This window comes from Aquimarina muelleri DSM 19832, from assembly GCF_000430665.1.
Lineage (GTDB): Bacteria > Bacteroidota > Bacteroidia > Flavobacteriales > Flavobacteriaceae > Aquimarina > Aquimarina muelleri.
The window spans coordinates 156,489-182,379 of record NZ_AUML01000003.1; the positions used below are offsets into that span (position 1 = coordinate 156,489).

Genomic DNA, 25,891 nt, shown 5'->3' on the forward strand with positions numbered 1-25,891 from the left:
CTCTTTTCGAAATGAAATGAAGAAAAATTATATCGATATTATGTTTTTGTTCAAGAAACAACTTGTTCTCCATATATTTTCTTGTTTTTTAATCGAAGAAAAAACTAGAACTAATACAATTTTCTTATATCTAATACGGTTTACAGAGTGCGTCGAAATACTAAATAAGTCTTTAGGTTCTTCTATCTATACTCTAAATTTATTCATGAATTTAGAGTCCCTCTTTTTATTATAGAGGGACTCTGTAACTTTAAAAACAAAAAATTACTATTCTGAAATAGAAATATTAATTGTGTTTAATATTTCTTCAATAATGATTGCATTGGTTTCAACATTTCCTTGATCTACCATATCTTCATGAGGGCCTTTGCCATCATATACAAAAAACTCTTTTGTTGTTAGTTTTTTCCATTCTTCTTTCATTTGATGTAATACCTCTGGGGTACTTCTTACATCTTCTGCAGTAATAAGGTGGATATTTGCATTAATCTTATCATTCATCTGTCTTTTTTGCATATCGTTTCCATAAGCAACGACTTTACTTAAGTATGTTTTTCTAATCTGCTTATCAGGAATTAACTCTATAAGTTTTTGCTCTGCTTCTTTTTCTAAATGCTCCATTTCTTCTTCTGTTTGTGTCATCATTACAGAAGGTCTGGAGTCTAATAGAATAAGGTCTGAAACATGTTTTCCTTGTTTTTCTAATTCTAAAATAATGTGATAAGAAAGCACCCCTCCCAAAGAATGTCCAAATAATACATAAGGCCCTTCTTCCTGAATGTTTACAATAGTATTTGCATAAAACTCTACATTGTTACTATCCTTTATGTAATTAAAACCGTACAAGGCTAAACTATCAAAAGATTTAGACAATTGCATATAAGCAGCTCCTAATGTACTTCCCGGAGGTAGACAGAATAGTTTTTTGTCGTTTTCTTTATTAAGCAAAAGTACTTCGCTATTCTCATTATTTTCGAATAATAGTATTGCTAATGCTTCTATTGTAGGGTTCAAAAATATTTTCTCTATAGATAATTCTATTTTCAGTTGTTCTTTGATCTTAAATAGTAATGCTATTAATTTCATTGAATTTCCTCCCAAGTCAAAGAAATTATCGATCACTCCTACTTTATCTAATTCTAATATTTCTTTATAAATCCTTGCTAGTTCTTCTTCTACCTCGTTTCTTGGTGCCAGATATTCTACATTCTGTAAATGTGCTCTGTTAGGTAATGGAAGTTCTTTTCTATTTATTTTTCCGCTAGAGTTAAGAGGCATTGCCTCTAGATGTATAAAATGTGTTGGCACCATATACTCTGGCAAATCTTTCTTTAAGAAATTTTTGAGTTGGTCTACTTCTATTTCTATATCTGAAATATAATATGCTATAAGATATTTATCTTGATCTTTTCCTTCTCTGGCTATCACGATAACATCATTAATTTTAGAATGTTTATGTAGATTGCTTTCTATTTCTCCTAGTTCAATTCTAAAACCTCTGATCTTTACTTGGTGATCTTTTCTGCCTAAAAATTCGATTTCTCCATCGGGTAACCATTTAGCTAAATCTCCTGTTTTATACATTTTTTTATTGCTATAAAAAGGGTGGTCTACAAACTTACTGGATGTTTCTTCTTCTAAATTAACGTATCCCCTTGCTAGACACTCTCCTGATAAACATAGCTCCCCTACTATTCCTACTGGTAATAATTGCATTTGCTCATCTACTATATATGCTTGATTATTTTTTAATGGTCTTCCTATCGGAATATTGGATGGAATATTAGTAGAATTTATATTATATCTGGTTGCATAAACAGTATCTTCTGTTGGTCCATAAATATTATCTAATTGCGCAGAAATACCTGTCTCATAATATTTTGTAGCCATCTCTTCTGTTACTACTTCTCCACATAAACAGATATATCGAAGATCTTTTAGTTTTTCTGAGATTTTTTCTAACGAAACATGTTCTACAAATAATTTAAACATCGATGGTGAAAAATTAAGGTGTGTTACCTTATTATCTGACAGTGTTTGTACTATTTTTGATGGATTTTTCTCATCTCCTTCTTCTAGAATTACCAATTTTCCATTTCCTACAAACCATCCAAATAATTCTGGAACAGATACATCAAAGGTGTAGTTTGTTTTTAATAAAAATGCATCTGTTTCTTGCATTGGATATAGCTCTTCTAAATTTGTGAGTAGATGAACTACTGATCTGTTTTCGATCATTACTCCTTTTGGATTTCCTGTAGATCCTGACGTATAAATAATATATGCAAGGGATTTTGGATTGTTTATTTGTTTCCACTTAATAATTTCTGAGGGAACATTAAAGGGTTTTGATATATCAAGAATATCAACAGAAATATTTGATGACACCTCATCATCTACCAATATTATTTTCATCTCACTATCCTTACTAATATAATTAACTCGTTCTTCTGGATACGACGGACTTATTGGCACATAGGCTCCTCCTGATTTCAATATTGCCAGAATACCTATTATCATTAGTGGGGAACGTTTTACCATCATTCCAACACAAACTTCGGACTTAACTCCTTTTTCTCTTAATATTGATGCTAATTCGTGTACTTTATCATAAACTTCCTGATAACTTAATTCTTCTTCTTTATATACTAATGCTGTTTTATTTGGAGATACTCTATATTTCTCTTCGAATAATTCATAAACACTTTTTTCCTTAGGGTCTATACATATTGTATTAAATTCATGAAGTATTTGATCTCTTTCTGAAGGTTGTAATATTTCTATTGTTTTTAATTGTACTGATGGTTGTTCAGTAATACTTCGCAATACTTCTATAAAATGTGTAATAAAACGTTGTATCGTTTCTTCTTTGAATAGACTGGTACTATATTCTATAGCTGCACATAATTCATTTTCATTTTTTGTGCAGGTAAGGCTTATATCAAATTTTGAAACTTCATGAGCTATATCAAAAGGTGTAAATAATATATCTTCTGAAATTATTTTTTCGGAGCTTCCATTTTCCATTATAAACATTACATCAAACAATGGGTTTCTGCTCATATCTCTTCTTAAATTGAGATCTTCTACCAAAGCATCGAATTGGTAATCCTGATTTTCAAACGCAGCCAGAGCATTACTTTTTATGTTTTCTAAAAACTCAATAAACGTTGTGTTTTCATCAATTTTATTTCTTAGTGCCAGAGTGTTGACAAACATTCCTATGACATTTTCTAAATCAGCATGTCTTCTTCCCAAAGCTGGGCTACCCACTACTACGTCTTTTTGATTGGTGTATTTATAAAGAAGTACATTAAATGCTCCTAATAATACCATAAATAGTGTTGCGTTGTGTTTTTCTGCTAATTGCTGTAATGCTTCACTTAACTCACTATCTAAATCAAAATCAATTGTTTTTCCTTCAAAACTTTGTATTACTGGTCTAGCATAATCTGTTGGTAGGTTTAATATTGGTATTTCTCCATCAAATTGTTGTTTCCAATATTGTTTTTGTTTTTGAGCGGAATCCGTATTTAAAATACTATTATGCCAAACAGCAAAATCTTTGTATGTGATTTGTTGTTCTGGTAATCGATTATTTTCGTAGATCAGACTAAGTTCGTTTATAAAGATATTCATAGAAGCTCCATCTGCAATAATATGATGAATATCAATCATTAAAAGACATCGATTTGTTAAGTCTCCTTCTAGTCTTACTAATTGAACTCTGAACAAAGGTGCTTTTTCTAAATCAAATGGTCTTACAAATTGATCAAAAACCAATTCTAAATCTTCTAGTTTTGACGTCTGCTTTACTATCTCAAATGCAACTGTATCTTGTATAATCTGTACAGGTTTATTGTTTTGTAACTTAAATGTAGTTTTAAATGCTTCATGACGATCTATTAGTGTCCTAAATGCTTTTTCTAACCTGTTTATATCTACATTTCCTTCGATCCAAATTGCATTAGGTATATTATAGCCTGTACCTTGTTGATCAAACTGATGCAATGCATATATACGATTTTGTGCCGCAGAAACATTATAATATTCGCTTTTCTCTATACGTTCTATAGAAATATATTCGCTTTGATCTGCTTCTTCAATATACCTTGCTAATTCTTTTATTATACGTTTTTCAAAAATTTGAACTAACGATACTTCTACCTGAAATATCTTTTGAATTTCGGAAACCATATAAATAGTCATTAATGAATGTCCTCCTAATTCAAAAAAGTCATCCTCAACACCTATATTATCTATATCTAATAACTTGCTCCATATGGATGTTAGTTGTATTTCTGTATCTGTTGTTGCGATTACACGTTCTTTTTCCTTATCCTGCGTTTTTCCTTCTTTTTCTAATTGTTTTCTATCTAATTTACCATTAGATGTTATAGGAAAAAATGGTAAAGTAATAAACTTAGTTGGTACCATATATGAAGGTAAATAAATACTAGCTATAGATTTTAACTCTTCTTTATTTACAATTGCATCATCTTTTTCTATATAAGCAACTATTTGTGGGTTATCTGTGTTTTGATTCTGTACCATAACGGCTACATTTTTAACCTCAGAATGTTTTAGTAATATAGATTCTATCTCTGATAATTCAATACGATATCCTCTTACTTTTACTTGTCGATCTATTCTCCCTAAATATTCAAAACTTCCATCTGACAAACATCTGACCAAGTCTCCTGATTTATATAGTTGTTCTTTTCTATTAAAAGGGTTTGTGATAAATTTTTGATTTGTTAAATCTTTTTTGTTTAAATAACCTCTAGCTAATCCTGCACCTCCGACATGTAATTCTCCTGCAACACCATTTGGCAACAGATTTAAATCTTGGTCTAAAACATAACAACTTAATGTAGGGATTGGTACTCCAATATTACTTATTCCTTTATCAATGTCTTCTTGCAATACTTCTTTATAAGTAACATGTACTGTTGTCTCTGTAATACCATACATATTAATTAATTTACATGCTGGATATTGTGTTTTCCAACTTTGTAATCTTTCTAAACTTAATGCTTCTCCTCCATAAATAATAGTTCTAACATTAAGTTTTAGTTGATTAGCAATAACATAGTCCTGAAGCTTATAGAATACTGAAGGGGTTTGGTTTAAAATCGTAACTCCTTCTTTGGATAACAAGTTAGCAAATGCAATAGTATTTGGAGCTATTTCTTTTGGGACTATGACTAATCGCCCTCCATAAAGTAATGCTCCATACATTTCCCATACCGAAAAATCAAAACAAAACGAATGAAACATTGTCCATACATCCTTTGTATTAAAATCAAACAATGGTGTTTCTGTAATATATAATCTAACAATATTTCTATGTTCAATAAGTACTCCTTTTGGTTTTCCTGTAGTTCCAGAAGTATAAATCACATATGCCAAATTATTTGGTGCAATGTTAATTTTTGGATTGTCAGTAGGTTTTTTAGCAATAGCACTCCAATCATCCAAACAAATAATAGTGAACGATTCTTCTATTTCTATAAAATCTGTATATATTGATTTTGTAATACAAATTTTTGCATTGACATCTTTCATTATATATTCGATTCGCTCTTTTGGATATGCAGGATCAATAGGAACATAAGCTCCTCCTGCTTTTAGGATTCCAAGTAATCCAATCATCATTTCTAATGATCTGTCTATACAAATAGGAACTAAATCATCTGCAACTACTCCTTTTTCTATCAATAAGTTTGCTACTTGATTCACCTTTTTATTTAACTCATAATACGTGAGTGATTCATCTTGATAAGTGACTGCTATATTTTGAGGTGTTTTATTGACTATTTTTTCAAATAGACTTACTATGGTTTCTGATGTAGGATAAGTTACGTTTTGTATAGATGTATTAGTTGTTATTATTTCTTCCTCCTCTTCTTTAGAAAGTAATATTATGTTTTTTAGATTTATTTCTGGTTTTGCGATTACCTGATCAATCATCTGCATTAAATGCTGTGTCATTGAAACTATACTAGTTTCATTATAAGCAGATCGATTGTAACTGAAATTAAAAAACAATTCATCTGCTGGACTAATTATAAGGTTTAGGTCATAATTAGTTTGTGTAAACTGGTCCTCAATCTCTATTGTATTATTTCCTTGATCATTGACTCCTTGTAATCCTTCTGCTATAGGGAAGTTTTCAAAAGCCATAATATGATCAAATAATTGGCTTCCTAATTGACTTTGTGACTGAACATCAGCTAATGTTAGATGTTGATAATTAGATGCTTCCAAAGAGCTATCTCTAGACTGCTGTATTAATGTATTAAAAGATGTATCGCTGTCTGCAATTATACGAATAGGAGTTGTATTGATAAATATCCCAACAATTTCCTCTGTTCCTTCTATTTCTGGGGGTCTACCAGATACAACTGCTCCAAATACAACATCATTAGTATTATTATATTTTTGCAACAAAACTCCCCATAAACATTGTATAACGGTATTAAGTGTTACTTGATTATCTGTTGCCAGTTTATTTAATCGCTTTGTTTTATCTTCTGGAATAGTCAGGTAATATTCTGCTACTTCATAAGTATTATCTGTGATTTGCTCATTTTTATACTTAGGCAGCCCAACCATCTGATCATAGTTTTCTAAATATGAGTTCCAATAAGATAGTCCTTGTTTTTTATTTTGTTTCTGTAACCATTTTATATAATTACTAAAAGGATATGTTTCTTTGGTTATAAATGATGTGTTAGAAATAATGGCGTTATAAATTGTAAAAAAATCAAGAGAAACAATTCCATTACTCCATCCATCAATAACAACATGATGAGTTGTCCAAATCACACTATAGGTATCGATATCTTTTTGTATTACAAATAGCTTAGTTAACACGTCTTCTGTTAAATCAAAACCTGTTAAGCGCTCTTGTTTTTTAATATTTTCTTCATAGCTTTTTTGTGCTTCAATCGATAAATGGGATATATCTTGAAATTGTACTTTTCCTTTTCTCGATTTTAGAACAATTTGCAATGGTTTAGAAACTTCATTGTATATAAATACTGTTCTTAATACTGCATATTTTTGAATAAGTTTATCCAGCGCTTCTTCTATTGCGGGTATTTCAATATTTCCTGATATTGAATATACGGATTGATCTACATATCCTTCTGCGCTTTTGTCATTATATAAAAAATAGAATAACATATTTTCTTGCATTGGAGAAAGTGAATATATATTCTCGATACCCTCTCCTTCTTCTGCTAAGCGTTTTGTTTTAGAAAGAATTAAATCATACTCTTCTAAGGATATAGATAAGCCAAGATCTGAAGGAGTTTTCTCTGGATACTTCTTATCTAAACAGTGATCTATTACTTGTATAAGCTGTTTTTGAAATAGTTTACCAAATCTAGAAATACTTTCTTCTAAAAATTCATTTTCATTGTATGTAATATTTACATGAAATTCATCGTCTACAATTACAGCATTAATATCTAGACTAATTTCATTATGTTTTTCTGCTGAAATTTGTTCTCCTGATGATATTGATGACATCTCAAAAACTCCCTTTTCCTCTTTACTTTGACTGTTGATTTGTCCTAAATAGTTAAAACTTATTTCTTTATTTATAGGTATAGAAATAGTTTTATTTTGTGCTATATATTTTAAAATTCCAAATCCAATTCCTTTATTAGGGATTGCTCTTAGGTTTTCTTTTACTTCTTTAATTTGTTGTCCAATATATATCACTTCTGTGGTATCCAATACTACAGGAAATTCACTTGTAAACCACCCTACGGTTCTTGTTATATCTACATTTTCTATTATTTCTTCTCTTCCATGACCTTCTAGATTAATAAAGAATTTTTGTTGACCACTCCATTCGTTTAATGCAAACCCTAGCGCTGTTAACAAAATATCATTCATCTCGGTATGATAAGCTTCATGAACCGTAGTCATTAAATGATTTGTTTGCTCCGGTGATAATGAAACCGAATAAGTGTCACTATCTCCATGCCTGCTATATGAAATTTCTTTGTCTTTTGGTAAAGGTGGGCATTGAATATTTACAATTTCTTCCCAATATTTTTGTTCTTCTTTTAATTGATCATCATGCAAAGCATATTGATACAATGCTTCGGACCACTCCTTATAAGAAGTACTTTTTTCTTCTATAACCGTAGGCTTTTCGTTTACTATCTGGGTGTATAGTTGTTCAAAATCTTCTAAAATGATTCTCCAAGAAACTCCATCTATTAATAAGTGATGTATCGCTAATAATAAATGATCTCCTTTATTTGTTTTAAATAATGCTATATGTATTAATGGCCCGTCTGTAATATTGAGACTACTTTGTATTTCTGTAGCTTTTGTTTCTATTTGTGCTTCGTATCCATCATCGGTTTCTATATCAATACTTGTAAAATCAAAAACATCTTTTTCTACTCCTCTATTATATGCTGTATAGCTTACTTTATTTGTTTCTTCACTTTTTTCTGCTTTAAAAACCGTTCTTAATGCATCATGATGTTCTACTATTTTAGTCATCACTTCTTTTACCATAGCTGCATCAAATCCTTCTTTTTTATATAACATCATCGATTGGTTATAATGATGTAACCCTTCGTCGATATTTACAAAAAACTCTTGTTGTATTGGTGTAAGGTTTACTTCTCCTTCTACAATATTCTGATCTGCTTTTATCTGCCCTACTTCTTTTACATGCTTAGCTAAATATTGAATTGTTGGATACTCAAAAAGATGTCGTATTGCTAATTTAAGTCCTTGTTTTTTTAATCGAGCAGCAATCATAATGGCTTTTATAGAATCTCCTCCGCTAATGAAAAAATTATTTGTTATCCCAATTTTCTCAATATCTAGTACTTCTTCCCAAATAGCAACTAATATTTTTTCTGTTTCTGTTTTTGGTGGTACATATGCTGTTTTATCTTCTAATTTCCATTCTGGTAATGGCATTCCTTTTCGATTCACTTTACCATTTGGTGTAAGTGGCATCTCTTCTAATTGCATAAAGTATGCAGGAATCATAAAGTCTGGAAGTATTTCTGACAAATACGAACGAAGTTTTTCTACTTCAATATTAATTGGTTCTGCTTCATTTTTATTTACAGTATAATATGCACATAAATAAATATTTTCTAAACGATCTTTATGTGCCACAACAACTGTTTCTTTAATATCAGAATAGTGTAGTAACTTATCTTCTATTTCTCCTATTTCTACTCGATATCCTCTAACTTTTACTTGAAAATCTTCTCTTCCTAAAAAGGACAGGTTACCATCTGGAAGCCATTTGGCAAGATCTCCTGTTTTATATAATTTACCTTCAGTAGCGAATGGGTTTTCTACAAATCGTTCATTTGTTAATTTAATAGCTTCTTCAGGGTTTATTTCATTTAGGTATCCTTTTGCAACACCTGTACCTCCTATATATAATTCTCCTGTAACTCCAATTGGCTGCGTGTTCATCATTGAATCTAATACATATAATTGCATATTAGCCATTGGTTTTCCTATTGGAACATTTCCTCCTTGTCCCATATCACTAATTGTTGCTTCATAAAAACTAGAATCAATTGTTGCTTCTGTTACTCCATAACTATTAATGACTCTCATCTGTTTACCAAATCTGGCAACAATTTCTTTAAATCCTTCCATAGGACAGATATCCGAACCTAAAATCAATAACTTAAGGCTATCCACTTGTAATTGATTCTCATAAATATGATTCATAAATGGAATAATTAATGCTGGAGTAGATTCAAATAATCCAATAGAATACGTATTGATTAAATGATATAAGGCATCCCAATCTAAACGCATCGTTTCTGGACAGAGCACTAATTGCCCTCCATTAGTGAGTGCTCGGGCTAAATCACTACAGAACACGTCAAAAGAAATCCCAGCCATCTGTAAAATATTAGGTTGGATCGCTGGATCATCAAGAAAATCCTTTCTCCATGCATATGTATTATTGATAAAGTTTTGGTGTGTAACCATTACTCCTTTGGGTCTTCCTGTAGATCCTGATGTGTAAATAACATAAGCTAAGTCATCTGCCTGTCTTTCTATCGTAAGATTTGGGCAAACCTCATCTGACCATTCGATATCTTGTATTGATATACATTTTATCTTATCAGAAATGTTTTGATTTAATGTTTTTCCGCACAGCACTAATTCTGCTCCACTACTTTCGATCATGTACTTAATTCTATCTTCAGGATAAGAGGATGCTAATGGTAAAAATGCTCCTCCTGATTTTAAAATTGCTATTACTGCTATTATGGTTTCTATAGATTTTTCTGCATAAACACCTACAATACTATTATTGGTTACACCTTGATCTATTAATTTTTGTCCTAAATAATTAGCTCGTTGATTTAATTGTAAATATGTGATTTTTTCTTCGGTTCCCCCTAACACAACTGCTACCTGATTAGGTATTTGCTCTACTTGAGCTTCAAAAAACTCAATAATAGATGTTTTTTCTTCAAAAATACTTCTGCTATTATTAAACTCTCTTACTAACAAATGTATTTCATCTTCTGTCACTAATTGTATAGTATCTATCGATTTTTCTGGATTCGTAACAATTTGTTGTATAACATTTTTAAAATGCACAATAAATCGGCGCATGGTAGATTCTGCAAATAATTTTGTGCAGTAATTAAGTCTTCCTTTTATAGTACCTGCTTCTTCATAACAATCGAGTGATATATCAAACTGCGCAGATTTAGTATCAAACTCAAAAGGTGTTACCAAATTATTTTCAATCTCTTTTTCTTCATCTCCAAAATTTTGAAGCGAAAACATTGTATCAAATAATGGATTTCTACTGGTATCTTTTTCTATGTTTAGTTGATCAACTAAGTCATCAAATTGATATTCTTGGTACTCAAAAGCATTCATTGAGTTTTGTTTCACCTCTTCTAAATATGTAATAAAAGATTTTTCTGAAACAATGTGATTTCTCATCGCCAAAGTATTGATAAACATTCCTATTATCCCTTCTAATACTTTGTGTTTTCTTCCTGCTGATGGGGTTCCTACAATAATATCCTTTTGCCCAGTATACTTATATAACAACACATTATAGATTGCCAATAATAGCATATATAGTGTTGCTCCGTTTGTTTGAGCTAGTTCTTTTAATTTTTGAGATGTTAATATCTCTAACTCAAAAATTATTGTATTTCCTTCTGAACTTTGCATCACTGGTCTGTTATAATCCAGTGGCATATCCAGTACTGGTATTTTCCCTTTAAAACGTTCTAACCAATATGCACTCTGTTTTGCTACATTTTCTGTAGATAATTGCTCATGTTGCCATGCTGAAAAATCTTTATATTGAAGAGGAAGGTCTACTAATTTTTCTCCTTCGTATAATAATGCAAATTCTCTAAGTAAAATATCCATCGATAAACCATCAGAGATACTATGATGCATATCAAAAACCACTAAATACTGTGGACCTGAAGCATCTGTAATTTCTAATAATGTTACTCTTAATAACGGTACCTTAGAAAGATCGAATGGTTGGATATGAGTTATTGCATAATCGTACAAATCCTTTTGCAATATTGTGTCGTACTGAATTTGAAAATCTATTGAATCATGTACTATTTGTACTAATTCATCCTCAATTAAGTCAAAGGATGTCCTTAAACTTTCGTGTCTTTGAATCAATTTTTCAAAAACTTTCTGAAATTGAACTTTATCTACATCTGTATTTAATATAAAAGCTCCTGGCATATTATAACCAGTACTTTCTAAATCAAATTGTTGTAAAGCATATAACCTGCGTTGCGCGGAGGATACTTTATAGTAAGGTTTCTTTTCTACAGGAGTTATAGTTACTATAGATATTTTTTCTGCTTTATCAATAAATGAAGCTAATTCTTTTAATACTGGATGCCTAAATACATCAGGAACTGTTACTTCTACTTCTAAAGTTCTGGTTATTTTAGAAATAAATAGAATTACTTTTAATGAATGACCTCCTAGTTCGAAGAAATTATCTAAAATACTTACTTGCTCGACTTGTAAAACCTCTTTCCATATATCAACAAGTGTTGCTTCTATTTCATTTGATGGTGGAACATGTATTTTTTGTTCTCGTTTTGGTGTTTTGAGTTCTAAAAGACTTTTGTTATTAATTTTTCCATTGGCCGTCAATGGGATTTCTGATATCTCAATAATATGAGAAGGTATCATATACTCTGGTAAGTGCGTACCTAAATATTGTTTTATTCCTGATAACTCACTTCCTTGATTTAGTACTACAAATGCTACTAATTCTTTTGAACCAATATCTTCTTGATTTTGAAGTAAAACGACGCTTTGTTTTACCTGCTCACATTGCACTAGTGTTTCTTCTATTTCTTTTAATTCTATTCTATATCCTCTTAATTGTACTTGTTGATCTTTTCTACCTACAAATGCAATGATTCCATCTGAATTCCATCGTGCTAAATCTCCTGTTTTATATAGTCGTGTTTCCTTTTTATTTATTGTATGATATATAAATTTACTTGCTGTAAGTTTCGTGTCATTATAATATCCTTTGGCCAAGCCTTTTCCTGCAAGATATAATTCTCCTATTACACCAGGTGGCAGAACGTTAAGATGCTCATCTAATATATATGCTTGGGTATTTGCAATTGGTCTACCTATAAAAGGAAAATCATTCTTGTCCTTTTCTTGTACTTCATAAGCTGTAGCAACCACAGTATTTTCTGTAGGCCCATAATTATTCACTACTTTATAATCCAAGTCGGCAACCTTAATCCTAGCTAAACTATCTCCTCCTGTTAATATATAGGCAAGAGGAGTGGTTTTATATCTTGTTAGTTCGATAAAATCCGGAACTAATGCTGTTGCGATAAAACTATGAGAAATTTTATTGGAGACGATATAGGATACTAACTTTTCTAGATTAAGTTTTGTTTCTATTGGAACAATATTTAATGTTGCTCCTGCACATAAATACGGCCATATTTCCCAAGTAAAAGCATCGAATCCTACTCCTGCCATAACAGATGCTATACTTTTATTGGTTACTTTATATGCTTGTATATGCCATCCTATTAAGTTTGCAATAGAATGATGTGTTATCATCACTCCTTTTGGTTTTCCTGTTGTTCCTGAAGTATATATAACATACGCAATATCTTCTGAATTGATTTTTGGTAAGTCAAACTCTATTTTTTCCTGTGCTATTACATCTCTTTGTTCCTCTAATATTATGTTTTGAACAACTATGTTTTTAGGGCAAGAAGCTGTATTAGTTACCAACAATACTGCTTCTGAGTTTTCAATAATATAAGAAATCCTATTATGAGGGTATGTAGGATCGATTGGTACATAAGCACTTTTACACTTTAAGATGGCTAGTAGCGTGATAATCATATCTGCAGAACGATCCAAACATACCGCAACAAGACTGCCTGGTATTACCCCTTTTTTATGTAAGTATGCGGCTAATTTATTTGATGCCTCATGTAATTCTTTGTAAGTGTATGTTTCTTCTTCTGTAACTATTGCTAATTGATCTGGTGTTTGATGATAATAGGTTTCAAATACTTCACAGATATTGCTTAATCCAAAATTTTGAATTGGTGTATTAAACTCATTAAAAACCTCTTGTAATTCTGTATTAGTAATTAACTGAATTTCTTTATTCTTTTTATCTGGTAGGCTGGCTACATTTTCTAAAATATGTATAAAATGCTTTATCAGCCTTTCTATAGTATTTTTATGAAATAAAGCTGTAGCATACTCTACTTCTCCAAGAATTTTTCCTTCTTTTTCTTGACAAGTAATCGTTATATCTACTTTTGATGTAACCCCTTCTGATTCATAAGGCTCTATTTGTAGTTCTCCTTGTTGTTCTACTTCTTCATCTAAATTCTGTAAAGTAAAAATAGTATCGAATAATGGGTTTCTGCTTAAATCTCTAGGAATATCTAATGCTTCTACCAATTCATCAAATTGATAATCTTGATGATCAAATGCTTGTATACTATTTTCTTTTACCTCTTGTAATAACTCTCTAAATGTTTGATTTGGATTGGGATGGTTTCGAATCGCTAATGTATTTACAAACATTCCTATAACTCGTTCGATATCTAATTGTGCTCTACCTGATATTGGTGTACCAACAATGATATCTTCTTGCCCTGTATATTTATGTAACAAAAGAGTATATCCCGCCAGTAATGTCATAAAGAGAGATGCTGATTCTTCTTTTGCTACTGTTTTAATACTTTGTACTATCGTTTCATTAATTTCAAAAGCAATAGTTGTTCCATCAAATTGCTGTACTGCTGGGCGTGGATGATCTGTTGCTAATTGTAATACAGGTAATTCTCCTTCAAATTGTTTTTGCCAATAGTTTTTTTGGTTTGTTATTTTATCTGAGTTTAATAGCTCATTTTGCCAAACTGCATAATCTCTATACTGTATATGTAATTCTGGTAATTGAATACCATCATAAAGGGCTCCTAATTCTTGAATTAAAATCCCCATAGATACTCCATCAGAAATGATATGGTGCATGTCATAGAACAATACTGCTTGGGGGATATCCAAATCCTTTAACACAGCTAATTTCATTCTAAAAAGACCTGGTTGGGTTATATCAAAAGGAATTACAAACTCTTGATATATGTCTGATAATTCTGATTCTGTTGTAGTAATACTGTCTAGTGCAAATGGTACAGTTGCATGAATAATCTGAGAAGGACGATCTTCAATAATACTAAATGAAGTTCTTAATGATTCGTGTCTTTGTATTAGTTTTATAAATGCTCCTTCTAGTCGTTTAACATCTATTTCACCTTTGATTATAACTGCATTTGGCATATTATAATTAATTCCTGCATCATCGAATTGTGATAAAATAAAAATTCTTTTTTGAGCAGAAGAGACTTCATAATATTCTTGATCTGGGGCTTTTTTAATCTCCTTATATAGGCTTACATCTAATGTCGCTATGTATCTTGCTAATTCTTTAATAGTTGGTTTCTCAAAGATCTTAGCTATTGGCATTATTATATCAAACTCTTTACTTATTCTTGAGTTTAGATAAATTGCTTTTAATGAATGTCCTCCAAGTTCAAAGAAATTATCTCCTACTCCTATTTGCTCAATATTTAATATATTTTGCCAAATCTGAACTAATGATTCTTCTACGTTATTAGATGGGGCTTCATATACTCTTTCTTTAAATTGAGGTTCTGGTAATGCTTTTTTATTTATTTTACCATTAATTGTTAGCGGGAGTTGATCTATTTTAATGAAATAACCAGGGATCATGAATATAGGAAGAGATTTGGTCATATATTCTTTTATATCATTAACCGATACTTCTTCAGAATTAGTGACATAATATGCACAAATATGTGGATTATGTTGAGGGTCAGACCAAACTTTAATTACTGCTTCTTTTATTGGTTCATAACCAATTAATTGATCATAAATCTCTCCTAGCTCAATCCTAAACCCTCTTATCTTTAACTGATCATCTGTTCTTCCTATAAATTCTATATTTAAATCTTGTGACCACCTTACTACATCACCTGTACTGTAATACCTTCCTATACCTAATTGATCTATTTTAGTGTCAAAATCTAATTTAAACTTCTCTTCTGTTAACTCTTTATTTTTCCAATATCCATCAGCTAAACCATCACCAGACAATAACAATTCTCCCAAAGCCCCTTTTGGTTGTATATTTCCCCATTTATCTACTACTACTGCTATAGTATTTGATAATGGTTTTCCTATTGGAATTGTAGTTTCATAATCGCTAATGGCATTAACTGGGTAATATGTCGCATATACTGTACTTTCTGTTGGTCCATATACATGGATAATTCTATTTTCACCAAGAGCCTCAAAAGCTTTTTGTACATGTTTTATGGATACATTTTCTCCTCCAAACAAAATTTTACGAACTTTGTTAAGGCAACCTATATTTACGTCTACAATTGTATTAAACATTGCAGTGGTGACAAAAAAGACGGATATATTGTTATTTTGAATAGAGTTAGATAAGCTATTAATATCTAAAAATTCACTCTTATCAATCATAACTAACATAGCTCCACTTAAGAGCGCTCCATAAATATCAAATACAGAGCCATCAAATGCATAATTTGATAATTGAAGAATTTTGTCTTTTTTATTAATATCTATATAGTTTGTCGACTGTACTACACGAGTAACATTATAATGTGATGTTAATACCCCTTTTGGTTTTCCTGTAGATCCTGATGTATAAATCATATAACAGAGATCCTTAGAACTTCCTGTATGTTCTGGGTTATGTTCTGGATATTTTTCTAAATCTATATCTTCAAAAACAATAGTATTTATTTTATTAGCTATAGAGTTACTGAATTTCTTTTGTGTCAATAATATCTGTGTACCACTATCTTCTAATAGGTATTGTATTCGTTCTTCAGGATACTGCGGATCTATAGGTAAATATGCTGCTCCAGTTTTTAAAATCCCTAATATCGTAATTATCATTTCTGGAGATCTATCAAAAAGCATTGCTATGACATCCCCATTTTTAACTTCGGATTCTAATAATAGATGCGCTATACGATTCGCTTTATCATTAATTTCTTGATATGTAAAATCTATTTGGTGATACCTTAGTGCAATACTAGCTGGATCTATCTCTACTTGTTCTTCAAATAATTGATGAATAGTTTTATCTTTTGGATATGCTGTCGTTGTATCATTAAGAGATTGTATTTCTTTTTCTTCAACTTCTGTTAGCAAACTATGATCATGGACAAAATTAGTCGGATTTTTTAGTATTCCTTCTACCAACTGTATAACATGGTCGCCTATGGATTGTATTGTTTCTTCTGCATATACAGTACTATTATAACCGATATTAAAAATTAATTCATCTCCAGGAATTACGGCAATTGTAAAATCATAATTGGTTTGCCAAAAATGATCTGCATACACCATCTCCACATCACTATCTTCTGGCATTTCTAAATCATTCTTTTCTTGATATACCGGATAATTTTCAAATACCAATAAGTGATCTAAAAGATTATTCGTTAATACTGTTCTCGACTGAATATCTGCTAATGGAACGAAATCATATTTCTGAGATTTTCCTATTTGTTCTTGTAGTTTCTGCAATATCTCAGTAAATGATTGATTGTTTTGAGATGTTACTCTAACTGGAATAGCATTGATAAATAACCCTACTGTTTGCTCTATATTTTTTACTTCGGGTGGTCGCCCAGAGACAATGGTACCAAATACTACATCATCTGTATTGTTATATCGTTGAAGTATAGTTCCCCAGAGTCCTTGTATTACGGTATTTAATGTTGTACTATTTTCTTTAGCAAGATTCTCCAGATCTCTTGTTACAGTTTTATCAAGTTTAAAAGTATACTGGTTTGCAGTATAACTTTGGGTTGTTTTTTTAACAAAAGATGGTAAGGTTGCTGTTTCTTCATATCCTTCGAGATAATTTTGCCAGTACTGTAATGCTTCTTCTTTATCTTGACTTTCGAGCCATTTTATATAATTTCCAAACTGCCCATTGGTTTCTAAAGAAATTTCACTACCCGCATTTAAGGAGTTGTAAATATGAAAGAACTCTCCCATAATAATACCTAAACTCCATCCATCCATAATAATATGATGCAAACTAATAACAACTTCATAATGATTACTACCATAATCAAGTATTGCCATTCTTATTAATTGATCTTTTTCTAGATCAAATCCTCGCTCTCTATCCTTACTTAAAAATTGTTCTTTAAATTGTAGTTTATCCGTATCCGATAGGATTTGAATATCTTGATAATTGACTATTGATGGTCTTTCTTTAATAACTACTTGTAGTGGTTTTGGGATCTGAGATGATATAAATAATGTTCTTAAAACATCATGTCTCTTTATCAATATATTGAAGGCTTTATTGATAAAATCTTTATTTAGTTCTCCCTTAACTTCCATATTAGATTGCTCAAAATACATTGTTTTTGAGGCTTCATATAAGGCATGAAAATACAGTCCTTCCTGCATTCCTGATAACGGGTATATTTTATCGATATAAGATTGCTGACCTATTAGACCTTGCACTGTATCATTAATCTTAGCTAAAGTCGATAATTCGATATCTAAATTATAATCTGAAGGTGTTGCTATTGTTTTTTCTTGTAAAGCACAATGCTCTATAATTTCTTTTAAATTCTTTTTAAATTGCTTTGCTAGTTTAGATATTGTGGTATTTTTAAACTCTTTAGAATTAAACAAAAAGTCTATTCCTAAACTATCATCAGCGATCATCCCTGAAACTTCTAATGCGTATTTAGCAGTATTATCCTCACTTTCTTCGTCTCCAGTTTTTAATGGAGAAATATCAAAAAGGTCAGAAGATGCTTCTTCATTAAACTGTCCGAGATAGTTGAATACGATTTCTGGTTTTATAGTAAAATCTATACTATTCTCTTGTTTCAGATATTTTAAAAGTCCGTAACCTATTCCTTTATTTGGTATTCTTCTACTATTTTCTTTTGTTTGAGAAATGAGCATCGGAAGATCTAATTCTTCTACCGTAAGGTGTAATGGATACATGGATGTAAACCAACCTATTGTCCTGCTAATATCTACTGTGTCTATTATGTTTTCTCTACCATGACCTTCCATCATTATACACACCTCTTTTTCTTGTGTCCATTGTGCAATTGTTTTACTTAGAGCTGCTAATAGAATATCATTTACTTCGGTTGTGTATGCTTTGTTTGCTTTTTTTAATAAAGCATTTGTATCTTTTTTTGAAAGCTTTATGGATACAACTTCTGTATCTCGAAGTGTTTTTGTTTCAGGTTTATAATCTTTTGGTAAAGTGGCAAAATGTGTGTTCTCTATTTTTTTCCAGTAGTTGACTTCTTTTTGTAATTCTTTACTGTTTTCTGCATATTCAGACAAAGACTTAGACCATTGCTTAAATGAAGTTGTTTTGTGTTGTAATATAATCTTATCTTCATTACGTTTTTGCTCATACGCAATTGAAAAATCTTCTAGAAGAAGTCTCCAAGATACTCCATCAATTACTAAATGATGTATTACTAATAAAAGGTGATCTCCTTGATTTGTTTTAAACAAGGTAATCTTTATTGGTGCTATTGATAGATCTATACTTTTCTGAATCTTTTGTGCTTCTTTTTCTATAGTATCATTAGGGGATTGATCCTCTGTTAAATCTATTACCGAAACCTCATAAAGATTTTCTGTTACTGGTTCTATTTTTTGTACTGGTAATATCTCAGATGAGTTTTTTGCAATAAATACTGTTCTTAACATATCGTGATGTGATACGATTTCTTTAAAAACAGTATTTAGAATCTCTAAATCAAACCCTTCCGCTTTAAATAACATTATGGATTGATTAAAGTGATTCTCATCTATCAAATCTTCTTTAAAAAACCATTGCTGAATTGGTGTTAATGATACTTCGCCTGTTATTTCTCCCTGCTCTGCCAGTATAGACACACCAACAACGACACATTTACTTAACTCTTTTATAGTTGGATACTCAAATAAATCTCTAACCTTAATTTGAAGATTTACCTTTGCTAATTTAGCGGTAACCTGAATTGCTTTTATAGAGTCTCCTCCAATATTAAAGAAATTACTATTGACACTAATTTTCTCTATACCTAAAACCTCTTCCCATGCCTTTGTTAACTGTATTTCATGATCTGTTACTGGTGCTATATAGGTTTCTTCTTGTGACACTTCTGGTATTGGTAATGCTTTTCTATCTACTTTTCCATTGGCGTTTAATGGTAATTGATCTAATGCTACAAAAAACGATGGAATCATATAATGTGGCAGATGTTCCGAAAGATACTTTCTTAAAGCATCTCCAGTAGTTGTTTCTTTAGATACATAATAAGCACATAAGTACTTGTCATGTTCACCCGCTACAGTAACAACACATTCCTTAATAGATTGATGATTTAATATATGATGTGTTACTTCTTCTGGTTCTATTCTAAAACCTCTTATTTTTACTTGATTATCAACTCTACCCATAAAATCTATAGTACCATCGGGTAACCATCGCGCTAAATCACCAGTACGATATAGTTTTTCATTTTCTTTAAAAGGACTCTCTATAAATTTTTCTTTGGTAAGAGCTTTATTATTTAAATATCCTCTTGCAACTCCATCTCCTCCTACTAATAACTCTCCTACCACTCCAATAGGCTGCAATTGTATTAACTGGTTACATATATAAGCGGTAGAATTACTTATAGGTTTACCGATAGGAATAGTATCATTGTACTGCTGTTGTATAAGATGGGTTGTAGAAAATGTTGTATTTTCTGTTGGACCGTATCCATTTATTAATTTTAGTAAAGGATATGCTTTTCTTACTTTATTTATATGATTAGGAGATAACTTGTCTCCTCCGACCAATAGATATTCTAAAGTTTTAAAAATAGTGTGATCTTGATTGACTAATTGATTAAATAGTGACGATGTTAGCCACAATGTATTTATTGCATATTTATCAATAGATTGCCCTAAATCTTTTACATCCAACAAAGTATCGTCGTCCACCATGAAAAGACTACCTCCATTTAATAAGCTCCCCCATATCTCTATTGTAGTAGCATCAAATACAGGTGCACCTGTTTGTAAAAATCTTGTTTCTTTATTTAATCGCATGTAGGTACAATTTTTAACTAATCGTACCACATTTTTATGTTCTATTAGTACCCCTTTAGGTTGTCCTGTGGATCCCGAAGTATACATAATATAGCAAAGATCACCTCCATTAATAAGGTCCTTACATTTATATTTTGTTGGATATTGCAAATTATTATCTGTATAGAATAATAGTTCTCCTTTATACCAACTACTTTCTTTAAATATTTGATCATATTGCTGTTCTAAAACCACTACTTTGGTTTTAGTATCTTCTATAATATATCTTGTTGTTTCTTTTGGTGATTTGGGAGATAAAGGAAGATATACAGCTCCTGTTTTTAAAATCCCAAGAATCGTTACAATCATTTCTATAGATCTATTAAACATTAGACCTACAGTTTCTCCTTTTTTTACTCCTAATACTGTTAGCGCATTTGCTACTTGATTAGATTGTTGCTCTAACTCCTTATAAATCAGTGTTTTTTCATAATAACCTATAGCGATTGTATCCGGAGTTTTATGCGCCTGCTCTGTAAACAGTTCCTGAATAGTTTTATCTTTTGGATATTGAACTGTAGTATTATTAAACTCATGAAGAATACACTTAGTTTCTTCTTTAGATATCATCTCTACTTCATCCAGTTTTCTAGAAGGATCACTTATAATTGCCCGTAAAACATTCTTAAAATGTTCTGCAAGTCGAATAATGGTTTCTTCCTTAAATAATTGTACGCAGTACTCTATATTTAACCAAATTTGGTCTTCTACCTCTGCACAAAAGACACTTAGATCAAAATTAGAAGTCGTTCCTTTAGCCTCATATGGTTTAATCTTTATCTGGTCTAATGTTATATCTTCTTTTGCAAAATCCTGAATAGTAAATAATGTATCAAACAACGGATTTCTACTACTATCCCGTTTTACATCCAAAGCTTCAACTAATGCATCAAAAGGGAAATCCTGATGATCTAACGCATTCGTTATTTTTTTCTTAACCTCATCAAGAAATGTAGTAAATGATTTCTCTCCAGATGGAAATGTTCTAATAGCAAATGTATTAACGAACATTCCTATCATATTTTCTATATCTACATGATTTCTTCCTGATGTTACAGAACCTACAACAATATCTTCTTGATTTGTATATTTTGATAATGTAACATAATAAGCTGCAAATAAAACCATAAAAGATGTCGTCCCTTCTTGGTTTGCTAATTTTTGTATCCCATATACGAGAGATTTATCCAACTCTATCGTATGCTTTTCTCCTTCGAAACTTTGGATTGCAGGGCGAGGAAAATCTGTAGGTAATTCTAATACAGGTATTTCATTTTTAAACTCTTCTAGCCAATATTTTTGGTGTTTTATAATAGCTTCTGTACCATATAATTCATTCTGCCATTTTGCAAAATCTTTATACTGTACTTTTAATGGCTTAAGAATTCCTCCTTCATATAATGTACACAATTGTTCTATTAAAATTGCAGACGACACCCCATCTGAGATGATATGATGCATCGAAATAACAAGCAGATATTGAGTTATTTCTTTATCATTTATTTCTACAATTTTAACTTTAAATAATCCAGGGCTTTTAAGATTAAAAGGGGCTATAAAATCGGAAACAACTGTATCTATTTCTAATGATGTAGTCTTTTCATAATCCAGTTTAAAATCAACTTGTTTATGAATATATTGTACTGGACGATTTTCTACAATATCAAATGAGGTTCGCAACGTTTCATGCTCATCTATAATTTGAATAAAAGCTTTTTCTAACGTATCAATATCTAAATTTCCTTCTATTAAAGCAAAATCTATAGTATTGTACACTGTACTTTCTTCATCTATTTGCTGTAAGGCGTACATACGTTTCTGAGCAGAAGATAATTCATAATATTCTTGTACTGGTAATGGTAGAATATCTATATATTGACTACTATCTGCTCTAGTAATATATGCCGCTTGTTTTCTAATAGTTCGTAGTTCAAAAAGGCTGGATATATTAATTTCTATTTCAAATTCTTTCTTGATTTTAGAAGAAAGGGTAAGTATTTTTAAAGAATGACCTCCCATTTCAAAAAAGTCATTATCAATACCTACATCGTCTATATTTAGTAGAGATTGCCATAATTGTACTAGTTTTTCTTCTGTATCATTGGTAGGTGGAATAACCGTTTGTGACTGCCACTGCATTCCTGTTGGGAGTGGTAATTGCTTTCTGTCTATTTTTCGATTAGCTGTTAGTGGTATCTGTTCTAATTGCATAAAATATGCGGGCACCATATAATCTGGCAAACTTTTTTCTAAAAATAAACGAACAGATTCCTGTATATTTGCTTTTTCTTCATCAGTAACCGTATTGTTTATAAGCTCATAGTATGCTGTTAAATAATAAAGTTCATCATTATCTTTTGTAGCAGTTACCACAGTTTGTACAATATCGGGATGTTTTAAAAGTGTATCTTCTATTTCTCCTACTTCTATTCGATATCCTCTTACTTTTACCTGAAAATCTTCTCTTCCTAAAAAAGCGACATTGCCATCTGGCAACCATTTAGCTAAATCCCCAGTTTTATATAATCGAGTTCCTGATATGTATGGATTCGGTACAAATCGATCTATTGTTAGCTTTTCTGTTTCTTCTACATATTGCTTATTCAGGTATCCTCTAGCCACTCCTTCTCCTCCAATATATAATTCTCCTACTACTCCTATCGGAAGCATATTCATTGCTTTATCTAGGATATAACACTGCATATTACTCATAGGTTTACCTATCGGTACATTACCTATACTATCCAGTTCTTCTGCTGGCTTCTCATAGTATGTGGTATCTACCGTGGCTTCTGTAACCCCATAACTATTGATTATTCTAATATCATTACCAAAACGAGAAACTACTTCTTTAAAATCTTTCATTCTACACACATCTGATCCTATACTTACTAGTTTAAGATGTTCCAGATGCAACTTATTCTCATATATATATTCCAAAAATGGAATCACTAAAGCTGGTGTTGCTTCAAAAAGAGTAATTTTATGGCTATCTACTAATTGGTATAATGCTTTCCAATCTAATTTTAGGTGATCTGGACAGATAACTAATGTTCCTCCATTCAAAAGGGAACGCCCTAAATCTCCACAAAAAACATCAAAAGAAAAACCTGCCATTTGAAGCAGATTAGGATTAATGTCTCCTAACTTGAAATCGTTTCTCCATGCAAAAGTGTTATTTACAAAATTGCGATGCTCTACCATAACTCCTTTTGGTTTGCCGGTAGATCCAGATGTAAAAATAACATAAGCAAGGTTATGGGAGTTTACTGCACTGGTTACTTCTGCTACCTGTTCTTTAGACCATTCTATTGTTCCTACATTAATAAAATCGCCCTTATAGTTTATTGTATCACTTAGCTCTGATTGGGTCAAAATCTTATTTGTACCACTACTTGCAATCATATAAGATATTCTATCTTCTGGATAAGAAATATCTAATGGAAGATATGCTCCTCCTGCTTTTAATACTGCAAGAACAGATACTATTGTGGTTATATTCCGTTTTGCATAAATTCCGATTATTTCATCAGGTTGCACTCCTTTTTTAAGTAATACTGCTGCTAATTGATTTGCTCTGTTATTTAATTCATTATATGTAAGTTCTTCTTCTTCAAATACTACTGCAATTTGCTCTGGTGTTTTAATGCATTGCGCTTCGAACAACTGATGAAACGTAATCTCTTTATCTACTTCTAGATACGTTTGATTAAACCCTAATTGATGGGTTACTTCCTCGTCAGAAATAATGGAAATATCCTGAACTACAGTATTTGGTTTATCTATAATAGTAGCTATTATTTTAGCTAATTGTTCAGGTACTTGGCTGGCGATACTGCTATCATATATTAGACTATTATAATATATTTCTACTACCAAATTCTTTCCTGGAACAACTGTTACATCAAAGTTATAGCTAGTTTGGGTAAATAATTTAACATCTTCGATTTTAAGGCTTAGTGCTTCTTCTAATCCCATTTTACCTACTTCTTCTGATAAAGGATAATTCTCGAATACCAAAATATTATCGATCAACTCATTTTTTAATTCACTTGCTATCTGGATTTCATGAAGTGGAAAATACTCATAGGATTGCGCTGCTAGTGTTTGTTGGTTGATTTCTTTTATTAAGTCAATACAAGTTGTTTCTGAAGTTGCAGTTACTCTTACTGGAATTGTATTAATAAAAAGCCCAACCATTTCTTCTACTCCTGATACTTCTGGATTTCTTCCAGATACAACATTTCCAAAAAGAACATCATTTGTATTATTGTACTTCTGCAATACTATTCCCCATGCACATTGAAATAAATTGTTTACTGTAATTTTATTTTCATTAGCAAAGTCACTGATTTTCTCATATAAGGATTTCTCGAATGTATAATTCGCTATTTTTAGTTCTGCAGCATCTTTAGTGTTTGTATGCTTTTTGGGCATAGTAGACTGTAACGTATAGTCTTTTATATAATTTTTCCAAAAATTAAGTCCTTCTTCTTTATTCTGAGTATTTAACCAATTAAGGTATTGGTCAAACTGTATGATTGGCTCATTATTTACAGGCTTATTTTGCACTAATGCGCCATACATTTCAAAAAAAGAATTTAATACAATACTGTTACTCCATCCATCTAAAATAATATGATGAGTACTCCAAACCACTACATATTCTTGTTCGTTCTTTTTTAGAATAGATAAACGTGTCGGAATCTCTTTTTCTAAATCAAACCCTTGATTAATATCATCTTGTATAAAATTTTGTTGGTAGGTAGTTTTCTCTTTTTTTGATAAACCATCAATTTCTTTATATATAATCTTTGCGTTAACTTTTTTAAGAACTACTCTTTTTGGTTTTTCAATATTCTTATATATAAAAATGGATCTAAAAAGATCATATTTCTCTATAAGAAGATTAAAACTCTTCTCACACTTTTCTATGTCTAATTTTCCTTTTAAGATAAAAGACATTTGTTCAAAATAGGCACTAGAATTTTTGTTATATATATGCTCAAAGAACATTCCTTCTTGCATAGAAGTTAACGGATATATTTTTTGAATTTCAAGTTTCTTCTTCATGAATTTGATTCTTTTGTGTGATTATTTTTAGCATAACTACTTCACTATT

General features: G+C 30.9%; 1 protein-coding gene. It reads right to left on the minus strand.

Annotated elements, in window-relative coordinates:
- Positions 1-267: 267 nt before the first annotated feature.
- Complete coding sequence (locus H527_RS0103210) at positions 268-25,842, minus strand: non-ribosomal peptide synthase/polyketide synthase (protein ID WP_027411368.1); 25,575 nt, start codon at positions 25,840-25,842, stop codon at positions 268-270.
- Positions 25,843-25,891 lie beyond the last annotated feature (49 nt).